This window comes from Streptomyces sp. NPDC020958, from assembly GCF_055562175.1.
Map to the genome: position 1 here is coordinate 449,086 of NZ_JBVHFU010000004.1, position 22,806 is coordinate 471,891.

General features: G+C 72.7%; 21 protein-coding genes and 1 pseudogene. 11 read left to right on the forward strand and 11 right to left on the reverse strand.

What is annotated here, in order from left to right; all coding sequences use genetic code 11:
• Positions 1 to 154: 154 nt before the first annotated feature.
• Positions 155 to 2,689, forward strand: a complete 2,535-nt coding sequence (locus ACZ3KP_RS15900; protein WP_467499924.1) for a helicase-associated domain-containing protein — start codon at positions 155 to 157, stop codon at positions 2,687 to 2,689.
• 50 nt (positions 2,690 to 2,739) lie between these two features.
• On the opposite strand, the gene ACZ3KP_RS15905 is transcribed toward ACZ3KP_RS15900, so the two are convergent.
• Together ACZ3KP_RS15905 and arsM are read right to left on the reverse strand one after the other, a co-directional pair.
• Entirely contained in the window at positions 2,740 to 3,279 is a 540-nt protein-coding gene (locus ACZ3KP_RS15905) for a hypothetical protein (RefSeq protein WP_467499926.1), read from the reverse strand.
• 344 nt (positions 3,280 to 3,623) lie between these two features.
• Positions 3,624 to 4,514 (reverse strand): arsenite methyltransferase, encoded by an 891-nt coding sequence (arsM, locus tag ACZ3KP_RS15910; protein WP_467499928.1) that lies wholly within the window; start codon positions 4,512 to 4,514, stop codon positions 3,624 to 3,626.
• A 105-nt stretch (positions 4,515 to 4,619) separates the two neighbouring features.
• On the opposite strand from arsM, the gene ACZ3KP_RS15915 reads away from it, so the two are divergent.
• The 3 genes from ACZ3KP_RS15915 to ACZ3KP_RS15925 are packed head-to-tail and all read left to right on the forward strand — an operon-like array spanning position 4,620 to position 6,176.
• A complete protein-coding gene (locus ACZ3KP_RS15915) occupies positions 4,620 to 4,991 on the forward strand; it encodes an ArsR/SmtB family transcription factor (RefSeq protein WP_208900195.1) in 372 nt (123 codons plus the stop codon).
• A complete protein-coding gene (locus tag ACZ3KP_RS15920) occupies positions 4,988 to 5,722 on the forward strand; it encodes an aquaporin (RefSeq protein WP_467499931.1) in 735 nt (244 codons plus the stop codon). The genes ACZ3KP_RS15915 and ACZ3KP_RS15920 overlap by 4 nt, the downstream gene beginning before the upstream one ends.
• A 31-nt stretch (positions 5,723 to 5,753) precedes the next feature.
• Entirely contained in the window at positions 5,754 to 6,176 is a 423-nt protein-coding gene (locus ACZ3KP_RS15925) for an arsenate reductase ArsC (protein WP_467499932.1), read from the forward strand.
• 137 nt (positions 6,177 to 6,313) lie between these two features.
• Here ACZ3KP_RS15925 and ACZ3KP_RS15930 read toward each other — a convergent pair.
• A pseudogene (locus ACZ3KP_RS15930) lies at positions 6,314 to 6,586 on the reverse strand (NUDIX hydrolase); the annotation flags it as partial.
• A 4-nt stretch (positions 6,587 to 6,590) separates the two neighbouring features.
• Positions 6,591 to 8,198, reverse strand: coding sequence for a recombinase family protein (locus ACZ3KP_RS15935; protein ID WP_467499934.1), 1,608 nt, complete (start codon positions 8,196 to 8,198; stop codon positions 6,591 to 6,593).
• A 60-nt stretch (positions 8,199 to 8,258) separates the two neighbouring features.
• Here ACZ3KP_RS15935 and ACZ3KP_RS15940 point away from each other — a divergent pair, with 60 nt between their 5' ends.
• Positions 8,259 to 9,899, forward strand: a complete 1,641-nt coding sequence (locus tag ACZ3KP_RS15940; protein WP_467499936.1) for a DNA repair helicase XPB — start codon at positions 8,259 to 8,261, stop codon at positions 9,897 to 9,899.
• On the opposite strand, the gene ACZ3KP_RS15945 is transcribed toward ACZ3KP_RS15940, so the two are convergent.
• Positions 9,857 to 10,960, reverse strand: coding sequence for a glycosyltransferase 87 family protein (locus ACZ3KP_RS15945; RefSeq protein WP_467499938.1), 1,104 nt, complete (start codon positions 10,958 to 10,960; stop codon positions 9,857 to 9,859). The two genes, ACZ3KP_RS15940 and ACZ3KP_RS15945, sit on opposite strands and share 43 nt — an antisense overlap.
• A 153-nt stretch (positions 10,961 to 11,113) precedes the next feature.
• Positions 11,114 to 11,293, reverse strand: coding sequence for a hypothetical protein (locus ACZ3KP_RS15950; protein ID WP_132891986.1), 180 nt, complete (start codon positions 11,291 to 11,293; stop codon positions 11,114 to 11,116).
• Positions 11,294 to 11,601: 308 nt separating this feature from the next.
• Between ACZ3KP_RS15950 and ACZ3KP_RS15955 the strand changes: the two genes are divergently transcribed.
• Positions 11,602 to 13,716: a HelD family protein gene (locus ACZ3KP_RS15955; protein WP_467499942.1), complete on the forward strand. Its 2,115-nt coding sequence runs from the start codon at positions 11,602 to 11,604 to the stop codon at positions 13,714 to 13,716.
• Between the two features lie 203 nt (positions 13,717 to 13,919).
• Here the strand turns inward: ACZ3KP_RS15955 and ACZ3KP_RS15960 are convergent, their stop codons facing one another.
• Both ACZ3KP_RS15960 and ACZ3KP_RS15965 read right to left on the reverse strand, forming a co-directional pair.
• Positions 13,920 to 14,654 carry a copper homeostasis protein CutC gene (locus tag ACZ3KP_RS15960; RefSeq protein ID WP_467499944.1) on the reverse strand — a complete coding sequence of 245 codons (735 nt, stop codon included), beginning with the start codon at positions 14,652 to 14,654 and terminating at the stop codon, positions 13,920 to 13,922.
• A 145-nt stretch (positions 14,655 to 14,799) separates the two neighbouring features.
• Positions 14,800 to 15,468 (reverse strand): maleylpyruvate isomerase family mycothiol-dependent enzyme, encoded by a 669-nt coding sequence (locus ACZ3KP_RS15965; RefSeq protein ID WP_467499946.1) that lies wholly within the window; start codon positions 15,466 to 15,468, stop codon positions 14,800 to 14,802.
• 47 nt (positions 15,469 to 15,515) lie between these two features.
• Between ACZ3KP_RS15965 and ACZ3KP_RS15970 the strand changes: the two genes are divergently transcribed.
• Together ACZ3KP_RS15970 and ACZ3KP_RS15975 are read left to right on the forward strand one after the other, a co-directional pair.
• A complete protein-coding gene (locus ACZ3KP_RS15970) occupies positions 15,516 to 16,181 on the forward strand; it encodes an HD domain-containing protein (protein ID WP_467499948.1) in 666 nt (221 codons plus the stop codon).
• Between the two features lie 10 nt (positions 16,182 to 16,191).
• Complete coding sequence (locus ACZ3KP_RS15975; protein WP_467499950.1) at positions 16,192 to 17,265, forward strand: GNAT family N-acetyltransferase; 1,074 nt, start codon at positions 16,192 to 16,194, stop codon at positions 17,263 to 17,265.
• Positions 17,266 to 17,268: 3 nt separating this feature from the next.
• Here ACZ3KP_RS15975 and ACZ3KP_RS15980 read toward each other — a convergent pair whose 3' ends face one another.
• Both ACZ3KP_RS15980 and ACZ3KP_RS15985 read right to left on the reverse strand, forming a co-directional pair.
• Complete coding sequence (locus tag ACZ3KP_RS15980; protein ID WP_467499952.1) at positions 17,269 to 17,538, reverse strand: DUF4031 domain-containing protein; 270 nt, start codon at positions 17,536 to 17,538, stop codon at positions 17,269 to 17,271.
• The gene (locus ACZ3KP_RS15985) at positions 17,535 to 17,918 is read right to left on the reverse strand and encodes a hypothetical protein (protein WP_358974309.1); all 384 of its coding nucleotides are present in this window, start codon (positions 17,916 to 17,918) and stop codon (positions 17,535 to 17,537) included. The genes ACZ3KP_RS15980 and ACZ3KP_RS15985 overlap by 4 nt, the downstream gene beginning before the upstream one ends.
• Before the next feature lie 55 nt (positions 17,919 to 17,973).
• Between ACZ3KP_RS15985 and ACZ3KP_RS15990 the strand changes: the two genes are divergently transcribed.
• From ACZ3KP_RS15990 to ACZ3KP_RS16000, 3 genes are all read left to right on the forward strand, one after another.
• A complete protein-coding gene (locus tag ACZ3KP_RS15990; protein WP_467499954.1) occupies positions 17,974 to 18,915 on the forward strand; it encodes a MurR/RpiR family transcriptional regulator in 942 nt (313 codons plus the stop codon).
• 70 nt (positions 18,916 to 18,985) lie between these two features.
• Positions 18,986 to 19,915, forward strand: a complete 930-nt coding sequence (murQ, locus tag ACZ3KP_RS15995) for an N-acetylmuramic acid 6-phosphate etherase (protein ID WP_467499956.1) — start codon at positions 18,986 to 18,988, stop codon at positions 19,913 to 19,915.
• A gap of 16 nt (positions 19,916 to 19,931) precedes the next feature.
• The gene (locus ACZ3KP_RS16000) at positions 19,932 to 21,746 is read left to right on the forward strand and encodes a PTS transporter subunit EIIC (RefSeq protein WP_467499958.1); all 1,815 of its coding nucleotides are present in this window, start codon (positions 19,932 to 19,934) and stop codon (positions 21,744 to 21,746) included.
• Positions 21,747 to 21,796: 50 nt separating this feature from the next.
• Here the strand turns inward: ACZ3KP_RS16000 and ACZ3KP_RS16005 are convergent, their stop codons facing one another.
• Positions 21,797 to 22,705, reverse strand: a complete 909-nt coding sequence (locus ACZ3KP_RS16005) for an aminoglycoside phosphotransferase family protein (protein WP_467499960.1) — start codon at positions 22,703 to 22,705, stop codon at positions 21,797 to 21,799.
• Positions 22,706 to 22,806 lie beyond the last annotated feature (101 nt).

The following is a 22,806-nucleotide window of genomic DNA, read 5'->3' on the forward strand; positions in this document are numbered from 1 at the left end:
CGTTGAATGACCCGCAACGACGGTAGCGCAGGCCATGGCCGATGTCGGTACGGCACCAACCGTCGGTGGGCGGTCGGTGCGGGGTGTCGCCGGAGGTGCCGTGGCCCGGAGAGCTGATGCCGGTCCCGACGCCGCACCCGCTACCGTGGGTCGGATGAGCAACCCGGCCACACCGCCGCGCTCCCTCGCGGAGGCGCTCCGCGCCAGGGACGACGCCTCCCTGGCCGTACTGCTGCGCGCCCGCCCCGACCTCATCACCCCCGTCCCCACCGACCTCACCCAGCTGGCCACCCGGGCGGGCACCCGCGCCTCGGTGCTGCGCGCCCTGGAACGACTGGACCGCTTCGCCCTGCAGACCGCGGAGGCGCTGGCGGTGGCCGGTGACCCGGCGCCGTACCCGGAGCTGCTGCGGCTGATGGCCGGCGACGACGGCGACCCGGCCGTGACCGCCGCCCTGCCGGCCGCTCTCGGTGCGCTCCGGGACCAGGCCCTCGTGTGGGGCGACGACGAGCGGCTGCGGCTGGTGCGCACCGCGCGGGAGGTGCTCGCGCCGTCCCCGCAGCACCCGTCCCCGACCGGTCTCGGCCCGACCGTGCGGGAGGCCACCTCGGGGATGTCCCCGGGCCGGATCCAGGAGATCCTGACCAACGCCGGACTGCCCTCCACCCATGACCCGGTGTCCGCGGTGGACGCGCTCACCAAGCTGTTCGGCCACCGCAGGAAGATGGCCAAGCTGCTCGCCGCCGCGCCCGCGGAGTCGCGCGAGGTGCTGGGCCGGCTGGTCTGGGGGCCGCCGTACGGCCAGGTCACCCCCGAGCCTGCGGCCCATCTGCGCTGGCTCCTCGACCGCGGTCTGCTGCTGCCGACCGCCCCGGGCACGGTGGTGCTGCCCCGCGAGGTCGCCCTGCACCTGCGCGAGGGCCGCGCGCACCGTGCGCCGGAGCCGGTGCCGCCCGCCGTGGAGCCGGCCGCCACGCACCGTCCGCAGGTGGTGGACGCCACCGCGGCCGGACAGGCGTACACCGCGCTCGCGACCGTCGAGGAGCTGCTGAAGGACTGGGACGAGGGCGGCCCTTCCGTGCTGCGGGCCGGCGGGCTCAGCGTCCGGGACCTGAAGCGGACGGCCGTGGCACTGGACGTGCCCGAACCGACCGCCGCCTTCTGGGTCGAGCTGGCGTACGGCGCCGGGCTGCTCGCCTCCGACGGCGAGGCCGACGAACGCTACGCGGCGACCCCCGCCTACGACGAGTGGCTGGACCGCCCGCCCGCCGAACGCTGGGCCCAGTTGGCCGAAGCCTGGCTGACCGCGACCCGCACCCCCGGTCTGGTCGGCGGCCGGGACGCCAAGGACCGCGCCCTGTCGGCCCTCGGTCCGGGCCTGGACCGGTCCGCCGCACCGGAGGTACGGCACCGGGTGCTGACCCTGCTGGCCGGGCTCCCGGAGGGCACCGCTCCCGGCGCCGATTCGGTGCTGGCCAGGCTCCGCTGGGAACGCCCGCTGCGCGGCCCGCAGCAGCAGGGCGACGACCTGCGCACCCGGCTGGCGCGCTGGACCCTGTCCGAGGCCGAGCTGCTCGGCGTGACCGGACGCGGGGCGCTGTCGGCGCACGGCCGCGCCCTGCTCGGCGCACCCGCACCCGCGAAGGCCGCCGAACCGCCGGCCGCCGGCCCCGGCCCCGGCGACAAGCTCCCCGTGCACCATCACCGTCCCGTCCCCGCACGGGAACCCCTCTCCGCGCCCGAGCAGGCGGTCGCCACCGCGACCGCCGGCCGGCTCCTCGCCCCGCTCCTTCCCGAGCCCCTCGACCACGTACTGCTCCAGGCCGACCTGACAGCGGTCGCCCCGGGCCCGCTGCGACGCCCGCTCGCCGAGGCGCTGGGCGTCCTCGCCGACGTCGAGTCGAAGGGCGGCGCCACGGTCTACCGCTTCACTCCGGCCTCCGTCCGCCGGGCACTCGACGTCGGCCGCACCGCCGCCGACCTGCACGCCTTCCTCACCACCCACTCCCGCACCCCGGTCCCGCAGCCGCTCGCGTACCTGATCGACGACGTGGCCCGAAGACACGGCCATCTGCGGGTCGGGGCGGCCTCGGCGTACGTCCGCTGCGACGACGACACCGTGCTGGGCGAGATCATGGCCGACAAGCGGGCCGCCGCCCTGCGCCTGCGCCGCCTCGCCCCGACCGTCCTCGCCACCCAGGCGGACCCCGCGACCCTCCTGGAGGGCCTGCGCGCGATGGGCTACGCGCCCGCCGCCGAGTCCGCCGAGGGCGACGTCCTGATCACCCGCGCCCACGCCCACCGCACCCCGCCGCGCACCGCCCCCGAGCCGGTGCCGGACGGCCCGCCTGCCCCGGACCCCACCCTCCTCGCCGCCGCGATCCGCGCGATCCGCGCCGGCGATCTCGCCGCCACCACCCCACGCAAGCCCACCGGCACGACGGTGCAGGGCGGCGAGCTTCCGCGCACCACGGCGGCCGAGACCCTCGCCACCATGCAGGCCGCCGTCCTCACCGGCGACACCCTCTGGATCGGCTACGTCAACGCCGAGGGCACCGCCAGCCAGCGGGTCATCGCCCCGATCCGCGTGGAGGGCGGCTTCGTCACGGCGTACGACCACACGGCCGACGAGGTCCGCACCTACCCCCTGCACCGGGTGACCGGCGTGGCGGAACTGGCGGAGGACTAGGGCGCCGGCCGCCCGCGCCACCGTCGTGGCCGGTCGCGTCGGCCGGGCGGTCAGCCGTTCCGCACCGGGGCGTCCGCCGGCAGGCCGAAGTGGGCGCGGGCCGCGGCCTCCAGCCCGGCGGACGCCATCTTCCTGTGGATGCGGGACACGGCGGAGGGGCTGAAGTGCTTCTCGTACCACGCGGTGCCCGCGTCGTCCGGGGCCTCCTCGGTGGAGACGACCCGGTAGCCGCCGTGCGCCGTGTCCCGCTCCAGCCGCACCACCTGCGGTGTCTCCGCGCCGCCGAACAACACCAGGGCTCCCTCGTGGGCGCCGAACTCCTCGCACAGGCTGTCGATACCGGCCCGCACCCGGTCCCCGCTCGCCTCCAGTTCCAGGGCCTCCGCCCGGCAGAACCAGCGCGCCCCCGCAGCGGTCCCGCTCTCCCCGGTGCCGGTCCCGGCGGACCGCGCCACCAGCCGGGCCTCGATCGCGGGACGCACCTCGGCCCAGAGGCCGGCGTCCACGGCACTCGACCCGCGTGCCCACACCCCGGCGGCGAACAGCACCACCAGGGCCCCGGCGCCGGTCCCCCAGATGCGTACGGACATCACCCCGCCCCTCCTCCCCGAGCCGCACGCGCCGCGCGGCTCCCCCCGGACAGGACACCCGAAACGGGCTCAAGGTTGCACAGGACGATCGGACAGCCGCGGACACCGGGCACAGGCGGAGCACATTGCGTACGACGGCGAAGATGATCGCTCGCGCTTCAGGCACACTGGAACTTTGGTCCATGACGATGGCCGCCATGACGATGGCCGCATGGACCGAAGGGAAAGGGTGCCGCGCGTGAATGGTCCGTTGATCGTCAATACGATCAGACGCGATGCGCACACTAGCGGATAGATCCGAACTGTGGAGTGACTACGGTCGGCTGCGCGTGCTGTCGTTGCCGTCAGTTCTGGCAGCCACAGCCGCTCGCGGCCTTGGCCTCGGCGACCGTTGTCGACGGATCGGCGGCCTGCTCATCGGGGGTGCAACAGACACTTACGCCGCAGCAGGCCGCGGTTGCGGAAGAGTCGTCCGTGTCGGCCGTGCTGGCAGGCCTGACCGCGCGGACGATGGCGGAGTGCATGCCGTCGGCAACCGGGTGGGTGGGAGTGATCTCGACGTCAGCGAAGCCTGCGGCCTCCAGCCCCTGGCGGTATTCGGAGAAGGACAGTGCGCCAGCGATGCAGCCGACGTAGTCGCCGCGCTCGGCTCGCTGTCCGGGCGTGAGAGTGTCGTCGGCGACGACGTCGGAGACGCCAATCCGGCCGCCGGGCTTGAGGACGCGGAAGGTCTCGGCGAACACGGCGGGCTTGTCGACGGACAGGTTGATCACACAGTTCGAGATCACCACGTCGATGGTGTTCGCGGGCAGCGGGATCGCCTCGATGGTGCCCTTCAGGAACTCGACGTTCGTCGCGCCGGCCTTCTCGGCGTTGGCTAGGGCCAGGGCCAGCATCTCGTCGGTCATGTCCACCCCGTACGCCTTGCCGGTGGGGCCTACGCGTCGGGCCGAGAGCAGGACGTCGATGCCACCGCCCGACCCCAGGTCGAGGACGCGCTCGCCCTCACGCAGTTCTGCGACGGCGGTCGGGTTGCCACAGCCGAGGGAGGCGGCGACGGCCTCAGCGGGGAGGGCATCGCGCTCGTCGGCGGCGTACAGGGTCGAGCCGAAATTCTCGTCGATCTCGACCGGTTCGGGCCCGCAACATGCGGCGCCCCCCTCGGTCACCTTCACGGCCGCCGCGGCATAGCGCTGGCGGACGGTTTCACGCAGTTCAGTGGACTGCTCGCTCATGACTCACTCCCAGGTGACGGGGCATGGCGGTGCCCCGGAACGGCCTATATTGACGTTCATTGATGCAACCTTGCGCCTTGAATCGAAAAACGTCAACATAGAGGCATGTCGAAACAAGAGCTTGAGGTGATCGGGCAGGACGCCGCGTGTTGCGCGGGGCTGTCCTCACCGCTGGATGAGGACCAGGCGGCCGAGCTGGCGAAGGTGTTCAAGGCCCTGGGCGACCCCGTCCGGCTCCGGCTGATGTCGATGATCGCCTCCCGTGGGGAGGGCGGCGAGGTCTGCGTGTGCGAGCTGACGCCGGCCTTCGAGCTGTCCCAGCCGACGATCTCCCACCACCTCAAGCTGCTACGGCAGGCCGGACTCATCGACTGCGAGCGACGCGGGACTTGGGTGTACTACTGGGTGCTGCCTGGCGTCCTGGACCGACTCGCCGCATTCCTGACCGCGCCGCAGACCGCCGGAGCCACCGCGTGACCGCGCTCCTGAGCCGCCGTGTCGCCGCCGAAACCATCGGGACTGGGCTGCTGGTTGCTGTCGTCGTCGGCTCCGGCATCCAGGCCACCGAGCTGTCGCGCGACGTGGGCGTGCAACTGCTCGCCAACTCCCTCGCCACCGTCTTCGGCCTCGGCGTGCTGATCGCCCTGCTCGGGCCGGTCTCCGGCGCGCACTTCAACCCGGCCGTCACCCTCGCCGCCTGGTTCACCGGCCGCCGCAAGCCCGACGGCCTCACCCTGCGAGACGTGGCCGCGTACGTGCCCGCACAGATCGCCGGGGCCGTCGGCGGGGCAATCCTGGCCGACGCGATGTTCGCCAAGCCGCTGGTCCAATGGTCCACGCACGACCGGTCCGCCTCTCACCTGTGGCTGGGTGAGGTAGTCGCCACGGCCGGGCTGATCCTGCTGATCTTCGGCCTCGAACGCATCGGCAATGCCTCCCTCGCACCGGTGGCCGTGGCCTCGTACATCGGGGCCGCCTACTGGTTCACTTCCTCGACCTCCTTCGCGAACCCGGCAGTGACCATCGGCCGGGCCTTCACCGATACCTTCGCCGGAATCGCCCCTGCCTCCGTCGTCCCGTTCATCGCTGCCCAACTGGCTGGAGCCTTGCTCGGGCTGAGTGCCGTCATCGCTGTGTACGGCCGTCCCACCCCCGCCGGGGACAAGGTCGTCGTCCAACACGGCGAACCCGAACTCGCCTCCTCCTGACCCACTCCGCTCTCCCGGAAAGACGCCTGCCATGAGCACCCCCACCCCACGCCCCTCGGTCCTGTTCGTCTGCGTTCACAACGCCGGCCGCTCCCAGATGGGCGCCGCCTTCCTGAACCACCTGGGCGGTGACCAGATCGAGGTCCGCTCGGCCGGCTCCGCCCCCGCCGATGCGGTCAACCCCGCCGTGGTCAACGCCATGGCTGAGGTCGGCATCGACATCTCCGCTGCAACACCCAAGGTCCTCACCACCGAGGCGGTGCAGTCCTCGGACGTGGTGATCACGATGGGCTGCGGGGACGCCTGCCCGGTTTTTCCCGGCAAGCGGTACCTGGACTGGCAGCTGGACGATCCCGCCGGGCAGGGTGTCGACGCCGTCCGGCCCATCCGGGACGAGATCGAGCAGCGCGTGCGCGGTCTGCTCGCCGAACTCGGTATTTCAACGGCGGCATGACAGACAGGCTGCGGTCGCGGGGGCTCACTCGGCAAGGCGCGACTTCCGCCCTCTCCTGGTGTGATCGTCGGCGGGCAAGCCCAGGGTCGGCGAGCGCCGCCGCTGCCGTCAGCGCTGCTGCCATCGGGGCACACGCGTCAGCCGAGGTACGGCTGCTCACGGTGTTCTAGAAAGTGCTGAAGCCGTAGCCGCTGGGTGTGGTGCATAGGCAGCTCGCCCAGCTCCTCCGTCGGGACGAATCGCAGTTCCGTGGATTCGTCGGAGATCGCGAGTTGCCCGCCCACTACTCGGGCGGTGAAACAGACATTGAACTGTCGGCGCACCTCACCGTCCGTATAGGCGATGACGTGGCGCGGGTCGGTGTACGTCCCGACGAGCCCGGTGATCTCCACGTCCAGGCCCGTTTCGTCGGCGTCAGCCCTGGCTGTCAGCCGCCTCGATCTCCCGTTCGCTCTCCTTCGCCGCTGCCGCCCGCCGCATGTGGCCCTCCTCGCCGAAGTACACCGACAGACGCGACGTGTCCAGCTTCTTGCCGCCACGCCGCGCGGGTGCCACCTCCACGTAGCCGCCCGCGTTCAACAGCAGATCTCGCTTGCCGGCCACGTCCGAGCGCTTCCACTGCTCGGCGTGCGTCTCGCCGGTCGGCTCCGCCTTCACACCGCCCGGCCTCGCCGTTCGCTGCCTCTCCTTCAGGGTCGCCAGTCGCTCTTCCAGCTTGGCGTACTGCTCCGCGTACCGGATCGCTCCGTCGTCGCCTCTGAACAGGCCCCGGTCATAGCGATCCTTTTGCAGGTCGGCCAACGCTTCCTCGGCCTGCCTGATCTGCGGGCGGAAGTCCTCGCCCACCTCCTGGACCATCCGCATCACGGAAAGGTGCCCGTACTTCGCGAGGAACTGCTCGGTGACGTGCTCCTCGGTGGTCACCCCGGCCACGGTCGGCCCGTAGCACTTCACGCCCTGCTTCTCCTCCCCCTTGGCCGCCCGCTGGCGGTACTTCAGCGGGCCGATGCACCGGTACCGAAGCTGACCGTTGCGCCCGCTGAAGGTGTACATGCGCTCGCCGCAGACTCCGCAGTGCATGATGCCGCGCAGCAGCGACGTCCCCTCCCGGCGCTTCTCACCGGGATTGGCCCGGCGCTCCAACTCGTCCTGGAGCGCCTGCCAGGTGTCCGTGTCTAGGATCGGCGGGCGGTTGACCAGGGGCAGACCGTCCGTCCGCAGGATCGGCTTTCCGTCCTCGATGACCTGGCCGAGCAACTGGGGGTTGCCCAGCATGCTGCGCAGCGTGGTCGTGTACCACTGCTTGGAGTCGCTGCGCTTGCCCGTGGTCTGGCGTGAGGTGTGGCCGGGTGACGGGACGCCCTCCTTGTTGAGATCGTTGATGATCTGCATGAGCGAGTCCTTGGCCAGGACCCGTTCCACGATCCGCTTGATCGTCTTGGCCTCGTCCTCGTTGACCGCGAGGACCTTGCCCGCCCCGTTGGGGTTGGGGACGACCATGTACCCGTACGGGACCCGACCGCCGGTGTAGCGGCCCTCGCGACGCAGGTGCTCGTGCGCGCTGGATACCCGCATCCCGATGGTGTCGGACTCCAGCTCAGCGAAGACCGCGATCACCTTCGCCATGGCCCGGCCCATGGACGACGTGAGGTCGAGCGGCTCCGTCGCCGACGCAAGCGCAACGCTCTGGTGCTCGGCGAGTCTCATGATCTCCGCGAAGTCGACCGTCGAACGCGCAAGCCGATCGATCTTGAAGAACACGATCACGTCCAGCTCGGCGAGCCTGGTCAGGATGCGTTGCAGGCCCGGCCGGTCGAGCCCGCGTGAGAAGCCCGAGACATCGATGTCCTCCTCGGCGGCCACGACCTCCCAGCCGCGTGCCTCGCACAACGCTTCACAGGCCGCGCGCTGGCGTTCCGGCGAAGTCGTCTCGTCGGTTTCGCGCGATAGGCGAACATAGATAGCGGCGCGCATCCCCGGCGCGCTGGCCGGGACGCCCTTCCGGCGTCGGGCACGGGGCATAGCCCGTGCTGTGACAGGCGTTGGTTCTGTCACGAGACGACCTTATCTCCGGAGGTATGTGTGTCCTGCCTAATCGTCCAGTCCGACAAGACCCTGCTCCTCGAAGTGGACCACGAGCGGGCGGACGAATGCCGTCGGGCCATCGCGCCCTTCGCCGAGCTGGAGCGGGCACCGGAGCACATCCACACCTACCGGGTGACCCCGCTGGGCCTGTGGAACGCGCGGGCGGCCGGTCACGACGCCGAGCAGGTCGTGGACGCGCTGGTGGAGTTCAGCCGCTACCCGGTGCCGCACGCGCTGCTGGTCGACATCGCCGAGACCATGGACCGCTACGGCCGGCTGACGCTCAGCAAGCACCCGGCGCACGGGCTGGTGCTGACCACCACCGACCGCCCGGTGCTGGAGGAGATCCTGCGCTCCAAGCGGATCACCCCGCTGGTCGGCGCCCGCATCGACCCCGACACCGTCGCCGTGCACCCCTCCGAGCGCGGGCAGATCAAGCAGACCCTGCTCAAGCTGGGCTGGCCCGCCGAGGACCTCGCCGGGTACGTGGACGGCGAGGCGCACCCGATCGAGCTCGCCGAGGACGGCTGGGCGCTGCGGCCGTACCAGAAGCAGGCCGTGGAGAACTTCTGGCACGGCGGGTCCGGTGTCGTCGTGCTGCCGTGTGGCGCGGGGAAGACGCTGGTCGGGGCCGGGTCCATGGCGCAGGCCAAGTCGACGACCCTGATCCTCGTCACCAACACCGTCTCCGCGCGCCAGTGGAAGCACGAGCTGGTCAAGCGCACCAGCCTCACCGAGGACGAGATCGGCGAGTACAGCGGGACGCGCAAGGAGATCCGGCCCGTCACCATCGCCACGTACCAGGTGCTCACGACGAAGCGGAAGGGTGTCTACCCGCACCTCGAGCTCTTCGACTCCCGCGACTGGGGTCTGATCGTCTACGACGAGGTCCATCTGCTGCCGGCTCCTGTCTTCAAGTTCACCGCCGACCTCCAGGCGCGCCGGCGGCTGGGTCTCACGGCCACCCTCGTGCGCGAGGACGGCCGGGAGTCGGACGTGTTCTCCCTGATCGGGCCCAAGCGCTTCGACGCCCCCTGGAAGGAGATCGAGGCGCAGGGCTACATCGCACCGGCCGACTGTGTCGAGGTGCGGGTCAACCTCACCGACTCGGAGCGGCTCGCCTACGCCACCGCCGAGACCGAGGAGAAGTACCGCTTCTGTGCGACCACCGCGACCAAGCGGAAGGTCACGGAGGCGATCGTGAAGCGTTTCGCGGGCCAGCAGATCCTCGTCATCGGCCAGTACATCGACCAGCTCGACGAACTCGGCGAGCATCTGAACGCCCCCGTCATCAAGGGCGAGACCTCCAACGCCCAGCGCGAGAAGCTCTTCGACGCCTTCCGCGAGGGCGAGATCAGCGTGCTGGTGGTCTCCAAGGTCGCCAACTTCTCCATCGACCTGCCGGAGGCGACGGTCGCCATCCAGGTCTCGGGCACCTTCGGGTCGAGGCAGGAGGAGGCCCAGCGGCTGGGCCGGGTGCTGCGCCCCAAGGCCGACGGCCACCAGGCGCACTTCTACTCCGTCGTCGCCCGGGACACGATCGACCAGGACTTCGCCGCCCACCGCCAGCGGTTCCTGGCGGAGCAGGGCTACGCCTACCGGATCGTGGACGCGGACGAGCTGCTGACGGAGGGCTGAGCACGGCCCGGCGGGTCCAGAGCGTGGGCCGCCGCGCCCGCCAGCAGCGCCAGCCCCACGAGCGGGTACGGGGCCGCGAGAGGCTGTTGCCACCACGGGAGACGCAGGTCGAGGTCGCCCTCGTGGGGCAGCAGCCACATCGTGCGGGCGGTGAACACGGCCCCGGCGGCCAGGGCCAGGCGCGCGCGGCCCGTGGCGAGCAGCACGGCCAGGAGCGGGACGCACCACACCCAGTGGTGGGACCAGCTGATCGGACTGATCAGCAGGGCCGTGAACGCGGTGAGGAGGATTCCCCAGCGGTCCCCTGCGTCACGGCCCCCCGCTTGACGGTCGTCGCGGTGGACGCGGGACGCCAGCCACAGGCCCGCCGCCGCCACCGCGGCCGCCGGGACCGCCCAGGTCAGGCCCGGTGTCTCGGAGTGCAGCGATCTGGCGATCAGGCCCTGGAGCGACTGGTTGTCGATGATCCAGGCCCTGCCGACCCGGCCGGTCTCGAACAGGCGCCGCGTCCAGAAGTCCGCGGTGGCCGAGGGGAGGAGCAGGGCACCGAGCAGTGCCGTGCCCGTGAAGGACGCCGTCGCAACGCCCGCCTCCTTTCTGCGTGCGGTCAGGAACAGGTAGGCGATGAAGACCGCCGGGGTGAGTTTGATGCCGGTCGCGATGCCCAGGGCCAGGCCCTTGGCGCGGGAGCCGGACGGGCGGGTGAGGTCCCACAGGACCAGGCAGGTGATCGCCAGGTTGATCTGGCCGAAGAGGACGGTCTGGAAGACCGGCTCCAGCCAGAGGGCGCCCGCGGTCGCCGTGCAGAGCAGGGGCAGGGGTGCGGTGCGGCCGGCCAGCCGGGCGGAGAGGGTGACGAGGGAGGCGAGCAGGAGCGCGTTGCCCGCGAGGAACGCCACCTTCAGGGCCGGGACGGAGATCCAGGTCGTCGGGACGAAGAGGACCGCCGCGAACGGCGGGTACGTCGCCGGCAGCCGCCACTCGGTGACCGTGAAGCCGTACAGATCACCGCCGTGCACCACGGCCTCGCCCTCGGCCCGGTAGACCAGCAGGTCGGCCATCGGGGCGTGGAGGAGAAGACAGAGGGCGGCGAGGGAGGTGAGGGAGGCTGAGAGGAGAGAGACCGGCAGGAGGAGACGCGACGGGAGGGACCGGGGCGGGGGAGGGCAGGGTGGCGGCACCGTGCGGTTCGGCACGGTGGAGACCCTATGCCGTCACTTGCGGTGTATGCCCGCTTCCTCGCCGTACTCGCCGAGTATGGCGACGCTGAACGCCGCGGTGACGAAGACCTTGACGGCTCGCAGGGCGTCGCCCAGGCGGTGGTGGGGTGCGCCGTCCACGGCTGTGGCGCCCGGCGGGCGGCTGGGGGCTGGTGTGATGGCTGCTGCGCTCATGTCTCAATGGTCGTACTTCGGGCATGAGCGCGGCATCGGTCCACGGGTCCAATTTCCGGCATCCTCCCGTCCACCCCGGGATGGACCCCGACCCCTACCTCCGACCGGCCTTCAGGGTGATGTCTCCCCTAGGGGGAGGAGCGCCGAGGAAATCCGTTGGCCTCCCCCGCCCCCACCTCACTACAATCTCCGCTCTTGCCCGCCTCCTTCCCCGGAGTGCCGCCGACCGGACGGAAACCGGTCGGCTGATCGCCACCCGCGCGACAAACCGCACGCGCCGTCCACCGCAGGCCCTCGGAGGCACCCCCTTGTCCACGCCCGCCCACGACCCGCTCACGGACCGACACACCGCGACGGCCACCGCAGCCGCACCCGCGACCGCACCCGCACCCGCGACCGACCCCCTCTCCCGTGAGCGCGCGCACCTCGCCGAGTCGCGGTCCGCCCTGCGCGCCATGCGGGAGGACGTGGAGTCACTGGACATCCGCGACGTGACCGCGAACTGGGTCAACGCCGAGGTACTGGCCCGTCAGATCGACGAGCGCATCAAGGCGCTGGCCGACCTCAGCGACACCCCGCTCTTCTTCGGCCGCCTCGACTACCTGCACGCCCCCGGCGCCGACCAGGCCGAGGGCGCGGACGGGGAGCGCTTCTACATCGGGCGCCGGCACGTGCACGACCACGACGGCGACCCGATGGTCATCGACTGGCGGGCGCCGGTCTCGCAGCCGTTCTACCGGGCGTCGAAGAAGGACCCGTTGGACATCGCGCTGCGCCGCCGGTTCGGGTACACCCGCGGCGAGATCACCGCCTACGAGGACGAGCACCTCTCCGACCCCGCCGAGGCGGCCCGTACCAGCAAGCTGCTCCAGCAGGAGATCGAGCGGCCGCGCGTCGGCCCGATGCGCGACATCGTCGCGACCATCCAGCCGGAACAGGACGAGATCGTGCGCAGCGGGCTCGGCGGCACGGTGTGCGTGCAGGGCGGCCCCGGAACCGGTAAGACGGCCGTCGGCCTGCACCGGGTGGCCTACCTCCTGTACGCGCACCGGGAGCGGCTGGCCCGTACCGGCACCCTCGTCATCGGCCCGAACCGGTCCTTCCTGCACTACATCGAGCAGGTGCTGCCCGCGCTGGGCGAGCTGACGGTCCAGCAGGCGACGGTGGACGACCTGGTGGGCCGGCACGTCGAGCTCCGGGGCAGCGACGACGCGGCCGCCGCGGTCATCAAGGGCGACGCCCGGATGGCGGAGGTCCTGCGCCGGGCCGTCTACGCGCACGTCACGATGCCCACCGAACCGGTCGTGGTGGTCCGCGGCTCCCGGCGCTGGCGCGTTCCGGCGTACGAACTGGAGGACATCGTCCGTGAGTTGCTGGACCGGGGCATCCGGTACGGCGCTGCGCGCGAGGCCCTGCCGCAGCGCATCGCGCACGCCGTGCTGGTCCAGATGGAGCGGTCGGGGGAGGCGCCCGACGACCGCGTGCAGGACTCGGTGGCGCGCAACGCGGCGGTGAAGGCGGCCGTGAAGCAGGTGTGGCCGCCGGTCGACCCCGCGAAACTGGTCCTGCGCCTGCTCACCGACGCGGACTTCCTGGCCGAGCACGCCGACGGGATCCTCACCGAGGACGAGCAGAAGACGATCGTGTGGGCCAAGCCGGTTCGGTCGGTGAAGTCGGCCAGGTGGTCGCCCGCGGACGCCGTGCTGATCGACGAGGCGACGGATCTGGTGGAGCGCACGCACTCCCTCGGCCACGTCGTCCTGGACGAGGCGCAGGACCTCTCTCCCATGCAGTACCGCGCGGTGGGCCGCCGTTGCACCACCGGCTCGGCGACCGTCCTCGGCGACCTGGCGCAGGGCACCACGCCCTGGGCCACCCGGAGCTGGGACGAGGCGCTGGCCCACCTCGGCAAGGCGGACGGCGTGATCGAGGAGCTGACGGCGGGTTTCCGCGTCCCGACCGACGTGATCACCTACGCCTCCCGGCTCCTCCCGCACATCGCGCCCGGCCTCACCCCGGTCGCCTCGGTCCGTGAGAACCCGGGTTTCTTCGCCGTCCGTGCCGTCACCGAGGCCGCCGACGTGGTCTCGGCGTGCGCGGAGCTGCTGCGCAACGAGGGGTCGACGGGGCTGATCGCGGCGGACGCGCGCGTGCCCGCGCTCGCCCAGGCGCTGTCGGCGGCCGGGATCGGCCACCTGTCCCCCGGTGAGGAGACCACGGCCGAGACCCGCCTCACCCTGGTCCCCGCCTCGCTCGCCAAGGGCCTGGAGTACGACTACGTGGTCCTCGACGAGCCGCAGGCGGTGGTGGACGGCGAGCCGGACGAGCGGACGGGCCTGCGGCGGCTGTACGTGGCGCTGACCCGAGCGGTGTCCGGGCTGATCGTGACCCACACGGCCCCGCTGCCCCCGCAGTTGACCTGACCGGTGCGGGTGCCCAGGGGGCGCTGGCCCACCAGGCCGGGAAGGCCCCACCGGCTGCTGCCCCGCGGGCCACGGGCCCACCCGACTGGCCGAGGGGTGCCCACCCCGGCCGGGAGGCCGGGACCGGTGGGGTGTCGTCCGCTGGTCGTCGGCGGGTGCGGGTGCACGGGGGGGGCGTACCGGCCGGGCGGCGGAGTTGCGGGTCAGCGCGGGTCCGCGACCCTGGGTGGGGCCACCGGCGGTCGGTCCGGTCGGTCCAGTGCGTGGCGCCACTCCCGTACCGCCGCCTCCGACACCGGGCCGGTCCAGCCGCCGGGGCGGGCCGCTCCCCCGATGTGGAAGGCGTCGACCCCTGCCGCCAGCAGGTCGGGGACGTGGTCGAGCCGAAGCCCTCCGCCGACCAGGAGGGTCTGCTCGTAGCCCGGTTCGCCGCGTCGGCGTGCCTCCGCCTGCAGCGTGGGCAGCCCCTCGTCCACGCCCTCCGCGGCGCCCGCCGTGAGGTAGGTGTCCAGGCCGGGCAGGTCGGCGAGCTCCTTGCGCAGGGCGTCGCGGTCGGCGGCCCGGTCGATCGCGCGGTGGAAGGTCCAGCGGCAACCCGCCAGCACCTCCGCCACCCGCTCCACCGCGCGCAGGTCCACCCCGCCGGCCGCGTCGAGGAACCCGAGCACGAACTGGTCGGCGCCCGCCGTGCGCAGTTCCCCGGCCACGTCCAGCAGACGGTCGACGTCCCCGGCCGCGAACCCGTCCGCCAGCCGCAGCATCACGCGCAGGTCGAGGTCGACGGCGGCCCTGATCGCGGCGAAGGTCCCGGGCGGCGGCGTCAGCCCGTCGGACGCCATGTCGGTGACCAGTTCGAGGCGGTCCGCGCCTCCGGCCTGGGCGGCGACCGCGTCCTCGACGTCGAGGGCGATCACCTCCAGGACTGCACGCGTGCTCATAGGGCCCCTTCCGTGGTGTTCCCCGTGTACCCATGCGACCGACCACAGGAGGTCTAGTCCAATCCAGGGTACGCGGGGAACACCGAGGGCCGCGAGACCGCCTCCCGGGGCCGGCCGGACCGAAGAGGGTCAGCACCGGAGAGGTTCACCCGTACAGGTTCAGCTCCTTCGCTTCCGCCCCCGTCAGCTCGTACGACGCCCCGTCCGCGGACCGTCCGGTGTACAGCCGTACGAGCGTCGCCGCGTCCCCGATGAAACGGGCCGGGGTCCGGGTCCCGCTCGGCTCGCCCAGTTGCAGGGGCTCGTCCACGTCGTCCAGGTCGGCCTGCAACCGGAGGTGTCCCCGCTGCCGGGTCACCTGGGCCAGCAGCGAGAGGGCGTCCGGCAGGCCCGCGCCCGCGTACGCCCCCGGCTCCCCGAGGGTGTCGCGGACATCACCGGCATGCACCCACTCCCCGAGGGCGACCCGGTCCAGCACGCCGTCCGCCCGCCCCGCGATCACCTCCCCGGCCTCGGTCATGCCACGCTCCAGTTCGTCCAGCACGCGCGCGTGGGACCAGTCGGCGCGCTCCGCGATGTCCCGGTCGTTCGACGCGGGCGAGAACACCCCCTCCTCGAAACGGCCGTCCACCACCCGCATCAGGGCGGACGAGCAGTGCGCGAGCACATCCCGCACCGTCCAGCCCGGACACGCGGCGGTCGGCAGCGCGAAGTCCGCGTCCGGCCGGGCGCGCAGGAGCGGGATCAGGGTGTCGCGCTCGACGGTGAGAAGACGTCCGGGCAACTGGGGATCACGTACGTCGGCAACAGTCATGCCTCCCACGCTAGGGGGATGTCAGTGGTGCGCGGGAGAATGAACGCATGGCCGATCTCGACGACCTGCGTTCCCGCTGGCTGCGCGCGCTGCGCACGACAGGGGAGGAGGACGCCCGCCGTCCCGACCCCGCCCGTTACGCCGACGCCCTGCTGGACCGCTGGCAGGAGCCGCAGCGCCGGTACCACACGCTGGCCCACCTCACCGCGGTCCTCGACCACATCGACACACTGGAGGAGTACGCGGACGACCCGGACCTGGTCCGGCTCGCCGCCTGGTTCCACGACGCGGTGTACGCGCCGGACCGCTCGGAGAACGAGGAGCGCTCGGCCCGCCTCGCCGAGCGCGCCCTCGCCGAGGCCGGGGTGTCCGCGTCCGCGACCGCCGAGGTGGCCCGCCTGGTCCGGCTCACCGTCACCCACGACCCGGCCCCCGGCGACCGCAACGGTGCGGTGCTGTGCGACGCCGACCTGGCGATCCTCGCCGCCCCGCCCGCCCGGTACGCGGCCTACACCGCCGAAGTGCGCGAGGAATACCACTTCGTGCCCAACGACGCCTTCCGCGCGGGCCGTTCCGCGGTTCTGCGCCAACTCCTGGACCTGCCCCAACTGTTCAGAACCCCGTACGGACGCAGCAACTGGGAGCCGACCGCCCGCTACAACCTCGCCGCCGAGCTGGAAATGCTGTCGACCGCCGAGGATCCGGCGTTCTAGGGTGCGGCCCATGCGTGCAATGGGCGGGGATCAGGTGGCGGAGGCCGTCGCGGACTGTGTGGCGACCCTGGGGACGGCGGTCGACCGGGACTGGGAGGGGGTGACGGCGGGGCGGCTGGAGTGGAGCTGCCGCGAGACGGCCCTCCATGTCGCCGACGACCTCATCGGCTACGCCGCCAACCTGGCGGGGGACGCCCAGGACGACTACGTGCCCTTCGAGATCAGCCTCGAAGAGGGCACCGACAACTCCGGCCTCCTGCACGTCGTCCGGGCCACCGGCGCCCTGCTCGCCGCCGCCGTGCGCACCGCGCCGCGCGGGGCCCGCGCCTTCCACCCGTACCCGTTCCGCAGCGCCGACCGCGTGGGGTTCGCCGCGATGGGGGTCGCCGAGGTGCTGCTGCACACGCACGACATGGCGCAGGGCCTGGAGATCCCGTACCACCCCGCCGAGGAACTCGCCGAGTTCGTCCTCGCCTTCCTCTTCCCGCACGTCCAGCCCGGCCCGACGCCCTGGGAGACCCTGCTGTGGGCCACCGGTCGCGGCGAACTGCCCGGCCGCGCCCCCGTCACCGAGTGGCGCTGGCGCAACAACCTCGTCCTGTCCGCCGACCGCCTCGACCTCGTCGGCATCCGCCCGGCCGAGGCCCGCGACCTGCGCCTGGGCGGCGACGGCGGCTTCGAGTGGATCGAGGGCGGCCCCTACGAAGGCACCAGGGACGCGGCGGGCTTCCTGCTGAAGGCGTACGAAACAGGCGTGCACCGGCCCGAGTTCGGGGTCTTCGCCCTGGTCCGCCGCGAGGACGGCCGCGCGATCGGCGGCCTCGGCTTCCACTCCGCGCCGGACGAGGAGGGCCGCGTCGAGATCGGCTACGACCTGGTCGAGGCCGCCCGCGGCAACGGCTACGCGACCGAGGCACTGCGCGCCCTGGCCGACTGGGCGCTGGCCCGCGACGACGTGAACTCGCTGTTCGCGACCACCGACCCCGCCAACAGCGCCTCCCAGGCGGTGCTCGTCCGCGCCGGGTTCACCAGGGTGAGCGAGGACGGCGAGGGACCGGCCTTCGAACTGCGTGCCGGCCGGTGACCGTCACCGGGGTACGTCGCTCTTGCGCCTGCGCAGCCCCGCCCCGTGCAGCAGCCGCACCACCTCGCGGCTGCTGACCTCCACGGCACCGGCGCGCACCGCGTCGGCGTAGCGGTGCGCGGGGATGTCGTAGTGGTCGCGTTCGAAGGCGCGGCGCGGTACGGACAGGTGCTCGGCGAAGACGTGCAGTTCGGCGTAGGAGACGTCGCTGACCAGGTGGGACCACATCCGGCCGTGGCCCGGCCAGTTCGGCGGGTCGATGTACACCGTCACGAGGACGCCGCCCCGCCCGTGGCGTGCCCCAGGGAGCCGATGGAGGCGACCTTCACGCCCGCCTTGTGGCACACCCAGTGCGGGTCGGGGCCGAGTTCCGGTTCGACGTCCAGCGCGTGCGGGTCGCCCGAGCCGCACACCGGGCACAGCGGCCAGCGGCCGTACCGCTCCAGCAGCGCGTCCTGCACGTCCTGTGCGACCAGCCCCGCCACGTACCCCGCGCCCTCGGGCCACTGCTCGACCCACCAGCGCCGCTGTACGACCGAGTCCTCGACCAGCGAGACCACGTCCGCCTGGGCCACGTCGCCCGCGACGAGATCGGCGAGCACCAGGGCGCGGGCGGCGTGCAACGTCTGTTCCAGGGGGCTTACCGGGTCCATGGACCCATTGTGCGGGGTCTTGACCGAGAGCCCGAGTCGAAAATACTTTTCACGAGTGAACGAGGACGTGAAGGAAACTTTCACCCAGAACCGTTCCACTCCGCACCGGGACCGCCCGGGAAACGCGCGGCCACCCGCCCCGGCCGCGCTCGCCGCCAAGGTGCGCACCCTCGCCTCGTCCATGACCCGCTCCATGCAGCGCGTCGCCGAGGCCGTCGCCGGCGACCCCGCGGGCTGCGCGGCCCTCACGGTCACCGGCCTCGCGGAACTCACCGGCACGAGCGAGGCGACCGTCGTGCGCACCGCCCGGCTGCTCGGCTACCCCGGCTACCGCGACCTGCGGCTCGCCCTCGCCGGGCTCGCCGCGCAGCAGCAGTCGGGGCGCGCGCCCGTCCTCACCACCGACATCGCCGTGGACGACCCGCTCGCCGACGTCGTCGCGAAACTCGCCCACGAGGAACGGCAGACCCTCGCGGACACGGCCGCCGGCCTCGACACGGCACAGCTGGGGGCAGCCGTCGACGCGCTCGCCGGTGCCCGGCGGACCGATGTGTACGGCATCGGGGCGTCCGGGCTCGTCGCCCAGGACCTCACGCAGAAGCTGCTGCGGATAGGGCTGATCGCGCACGCCCCCGGCGATCCGCACCTGGCCGTCACCAACGCCGTGCAGCTGAGGGCGGGTGACGTGGCCGTCGCGATCACCCACTCCGGGTCCACCGGGGACGTCATCGAGCCGTTGCGGGCCGCCTTCGAACGGGGGGCGACGACGGTCGCCGTCACCGGGCGGCCGGACTCACCGGTGACGCAGTACGCCGACCACGTGCTCACCACCTCGACCTCGCGGGAGAGTGAACTTCGGCCCGCGGCCATGTCCTCGCGGACGAGTCAGCTGCTGGTGGTGGATTGTCTGTTCGTGGGGGTGGCGCAGCGGACGTACGAGGCGGCGGCACCGGCGTTGGCGGCGTCGTACGAGGCGCTCGCTCATCGGCACCGGTAGCCGCACCTCCCCCCTGTCCCGCGCCCCTGAGTCAGCCGACCCGGCGCCCGTCGAGAAGAGCCCTCTGCCCATGACCACCGAACACCCCGTCCTCCGTGCCGAACTCGACTCGCTCACCACTGAGGCGTTCAGACCGGAGCTGGCCGACATCGACACGCTGCCCACCCTCGACATCGCCCGCCTGATGAACGGCGAGGACGCCCAGGTCGCAGCCGCCGTGGGCCGGCGCCTTCCCGAGATCTCGGCCGCCGTCGACGCCATCGCCGCCCGGATGGCGGACGGCGGCCGGCTGGTGTACGCCGGGGCCGGTACCGCCGGGCGGCTGGGCGTCCTCGACGCGTCCGAGTGTCCGCCCACCTTCGACACCCGCCCCGGTCAGGTGGTCGGGGTCATCGCGGGCGGGCCGGAGGCCCTGGTCACGTCGGTGGAGGGGGCCGAGGACTCGGCGGAGCTGGCCCGGCAGGACCTCGACGCCCTCGGTGTCGGCGCCGCCGACACCGTCGTCGGGATCTCGGCCTCCGGCCGCACCCCCTACGCCGTCGCCGCCGTCGCACACGCCCGCGCCCGCGGCGCCCTCACCGTCGGCCTCTCCTGCAACGAGGGCAGTCCGCTCGCGGCCGCCGCCGAGCACGGTGTCGAGGTGGTCGTCGGCCCCGAGCTGCTCACCGGCTCCACCCGGCTGAAGGCGGGCACCGCCCAGAAGCTCGTCCTCAACATGCTGTCGACGATCACGATGATCCGCCTCGGGAAGACCTACGGGAACCTGATGGTCGACGTCCGCGCCTCCAACGACAAGCTGCGCGCCCGGTCCCGGCGGATCGTCGCCCTCGCCACGGGTGCCTCGGACGCCGAGATCGAGGACGCCCTCACCGCGACCGGCGGCGAGGTGAAGAACGCCGTCCTGGTGATCCTGGCCGGGGTGGACGGGCCGACCGCCGCCCGCCTTCTGGAGGAGTCCGGCGGCCGTCTGCGCGCGGCGCTCACCACGGCGGCGGGCTGACCCGCACGCTCGGGGGGTGCAGAGAACGCCGTACGACACCGCCAGCGCGCTGCTCCCCCTCCTGGGCGGCCCCGCGAACGTGACCTCCGTCGCCCACTGCATGACCCGGCTGCGGGTGGGTCTCGTCGACCGCTCGATGGCCGACGCTCAGGCGGTGCGGGCGGTGCCCGGGGTGCTGGGGGTGGTGGCCGACGGGGACACCCTCCAGGTGGTGATCGGGCCGGGCGCGGTGGTGACGGTGACCGCGGCGTTCGAGGCGCTGCTCGGCGCGGCCGAGATGACCGAGGGGACACCGGCCGCTGCCCGGCCCAGCGCCCTCGAACCCGCCGCGCCGGCCTTCGACACCAGAACCATCGACACCCCGGCGATCGACACCACGGCCACCGACACCCCGGCCACCGACACCACGGCCACCGACACCACGGCCTTCGAGGCCCCGGCCTTCAACACCACGGCCACCGAGACCTCGGCCTTCGACACCACGGCCACCGAGGCCCCGGCCTTCAACACCACGGCCACCGAGACCCCGGCCTTCAACACCACGGCCGAGACCTCGGCCTTCGACACCACGGCCACCGAGGCCTCGGCCACCGCCGCCCCGGTTTCCGACACCACGGCCATCGATGCCCCGGCGCTCGCCGCCCCGGCCATCGACGCCCCGGCGCTCGCCGCCCGTGGTGCCGAGTTGCGGGCGGACCGGGCCCGGCGCAACGCGACCCCCTTCAAGACCGCCCTCCGCCGGGTCGCCGACGTCTTCGTCCCGCTCATCCCGGCGCTGATCGGGTGCGGGATGCTCGCCGGGCTGGGCGGGCTCCTCGTCAACGCCGGTTGGCTGCCCGGCCTGACCCCCGCCCTCGCCGCCGTCTCCTCCGGCTTCATGGCGCTGATCAGCGTCTTCGTCGGCTACAACACGGCGAAGGTGTTCGGTGGGACACCGGTGCTGGGCGGCGCGGTCGCGGCCGTCGTCGTCTACCCGGGCGTCGCGAAGGTGACCGCCTTCGGGGTCGCCCTCTCCCCCGGCCAGGGCGGGGTCCTCGGCGCCCTGGCCGCCGCCCTGCTCGCGACGTACGTCGAGAAGTGGTGCCGGGGACGCGCCCCGGCCGCCCTCGACGTCCTCCTCACCCCCACCGTCACCGTCCTCACCGCCGGCCTGGCCACGCTCTACGGCCTCATGTACGTCGCCGGGGTCGTCTCCGCCGCCATCGGCACCGCCGCGAACTGGCTCCTCACCACCACCGGCCCCCTCGCCGGACTGGTCCTCGGCGGCCTCTTCCTCCCCCTGGTCATGCTGGGCCTGCACCAGGCCCTGATCCCCATCCACACCACCCTCATCCAGCAGCAGGGCTACACCGTCCTGCTCCCCCTCCTGGCCATGGCGGGCGCGGGCCAGGTCGGCGCGGCCCTCGCCGTCTACGCCCGCCTCCGCCACGACACCTCACTGCGTACGACGATCAGATCGGCCCTCCCCGCGGGCCTGCTGGGCGTGGGCGAACCCCTGATCTACGGCGTCTCGCTCCCCCTCGGCCGCCCCTTCCTCACCGCCTGCGCGGGCGGCGCGGCCGGCGGCGCGTTCGTCGGGTTCTTCGCGACGCTCGGCGACCGGGTGGGCGCGACCGCGATCGGACCGTCGGGCTGGGCCCTGTTCCCGCTCGTCACGGGCAACAGGGGACCGGCCCTGGCGGCGGCGGTGTACGCGGGCGGGCTGCTGACCGGGTACGCGGTCGGCTTCCTGGCCACGTACATCGGGTTCAGGGGCGACACGCCGCGTGGGCGGAGTGGGCGCAGCGCACCGAACCGACGGAGCACGGCGGGCGCCCCGTCACCTCGGTGAGCCGCGGCGACCCGGCGCCGCGGCACCGCGGCTGACGCTTTACCGACGCTTCACCGCGTGGCGGCGTCGGCGAGGATCGCCCGGAGCCGGGCGAGGCACTCGGTGACGAAGGCGGGAAACGTCTCCCAGTAGTAGGCGACCCCGGCGACACCGACGGCGATCGCCCAGGCGCGGGCCCGGACCCAGGTCGGGTCATCGAGGCCCATGGCGTCCCAGTAGGCCTGCCGGGCCTCCTGCGGCAGGTCCCAGAGCACGGCGTGCTCGGCGTCCGGGTGGCCGACCGAGAGGGCGCCGAAGTCGATGACCGCGTGCAGCCTGCCCCGCCGGACCAGCAGGTTGGTGGGCCTGAGGTCGCCGTGCAGCCATACGTGCGGCCCGTGCGGATCCGGCAGCGCGAGCGCCGCCCGCCACAACCGCTCCAGGGTGTCGACGTCGAGTTCGCCGCCCGCGATCCGGCGGCAGTCCGCGAGGTACTCCCCGACCCAGTCGTCGCACTCCCGGAGGCTGCCCCCGCGGTACCAGCTCAGATCGTCCGCACGCACCGCCCCCATGAGGCCGACGCCGTGCAGTTCCCGCACGACCGCCGCCAGGTCGGTGCCGAAGGCGGCCCAGTCCCGGACGCTGTCCGGACCGGCCTCGGCACCGTCGATCCAGCGGTAGACCGACCAGCGGGCCGGGTAGGCGTCGGTGGGCGTCCCGGCGTGGACGGGCTCGGGGACGGCGTACGAGAGGGAGGGCGCCAGGCGCGGCAGCCACTCGTGCTCCTTGCGCAGGGCCGCGCCCTTCTCGACGGTCCGGGGCAGCCGCACCAACAGCTCGTCCCCCAGCCGGTACATGGTGTTCTCCGAACCCGCCCCCACGAACGACAGAGACAGCCCCGCCCACTCGGGACACTGAGCCACCAGCAGCGCCCGCACCACCGCCTCGTCGACCGCGATCTCACCCTCATGAAGAACCACGACGGCAGTGTCCCCACCGCACACTTCGCCGGGCCAACGAATTACCACCTTGGGTTCAGATCACCCGTTCTCACTCGTTCCAGTGATCGCTGCTCGCGAGC

What these genes read in the sequence shown, in the direction of transcription:
- ACZ3KP_RS15905 (WP_467499926.1), bottom strand. Translation starts at nt 3,279, where the DNA reads ATGTCCGTACGCATCTGGGGGACCGGCGCCGGGGCCCTGGTGGTGCTG.
- ACZ3KP_RS15970 (WP_467499948.1), top strand. Translation starts at nt 15,516, where the DNA reads ATGGCCGATCTCGACGACCTGCGTTCCCGCTGGCTGCGCGCGCTGCGC.
- ACZ3KP_RS15900 (WP_467499924.1), top strand. Translation starts at nt 155, where the DNA reads ATGAGCAACCCGGCCACACCGCCGCGCTCCCTCGCGGAGGCGCTCCGC.
- ACZ3KP_RS15935 (WP_467499934.1), bottom strand. Translation starts at nt 8,198, where the DNA reads ATGCCCCGTGCCCGACGCCGGAAGGGCGTCCCGGCCAGCGCGCCGGGG.
- ACZ3KP_RS15925 (WP_467499932.1), top strand. Translation starts at nt 5,754, where the DNA reads ATGAGCACCCCCACCCCACGCCCCTCGGTCCTGTTCGTCTGCGTTCAC.
- ACZ3KP_RS15945 (WP_467499938.1), bottom strand. Translation starts at nt 10,960, where the DNA reads ATGGCCGACCTGCTGGTCTACCGGGCCGAGGGCGAGGCCGTGGTGCAC.
- arsM (WP_467499928.1), bottom strand. Translation starts at nt 4,514, where the DNA reads ATGAGCGAGCAGTCCACTGAACTGCGTGAAACCGTCCGCCAGCGCTAT.
- ACZ3KP_RS15915 (WP_208900195.1), top strand. Translation starts at nt 4,620, where the DNA reads ATGTCGAAACAAGAGCTTGAGGTGATCGGGCAGGACGCCGCGTGTTGC.
- murQ (WP_467499956.1), top strand. Translation starts at nt 18,986, where the DNA reads ATGACCACCGAACACCCCGTCCTCCGTGCCGAACTCGACTCGCTCACC.
- ACZ3KP_RS15960 (WP_467499944.1), bottom strand. Translation starts at nt 14,654, where the DNA reads ATGAGCACGCGTGCAGTCCTGGAGGTGATCGCCCTCGACGTCGAGGAC.
- ACZ3KP_RS15950 (WP_132891986.1), bottom strand. Translation starts at nt 11,293, where the DNA reads ATGAGCGCAGCAGCCATCACACCAGCCCCCAGCCGCCCGCCGGGCGCC.
- ACZ3KP_RS15965 (WP_467499946.1), bottom strand. Translation starts at nt 15,468, where the DNA reads ATGACTGTTGCCGACGTACGTGATCCCCAGTTGCCCGGACGTCTTCTC.
- ACZ3KP_RS15985 (WP_358974309.1), bottom strand. Translation starts at nt 17,918, where the DNA reads ATGGACCCGGTAAGCCCCCTGGAACAGACGTTGCACGCCGCCCGCGCC.
- ACZ3KP_RS15975 (WP_467499950.1), top strand. Translation starts at nt 16,192, where the DNA reads ATGCGTGCAATGGGCGGGGATCAGGTGGCGGAGGCCGTCGCGGACTGT.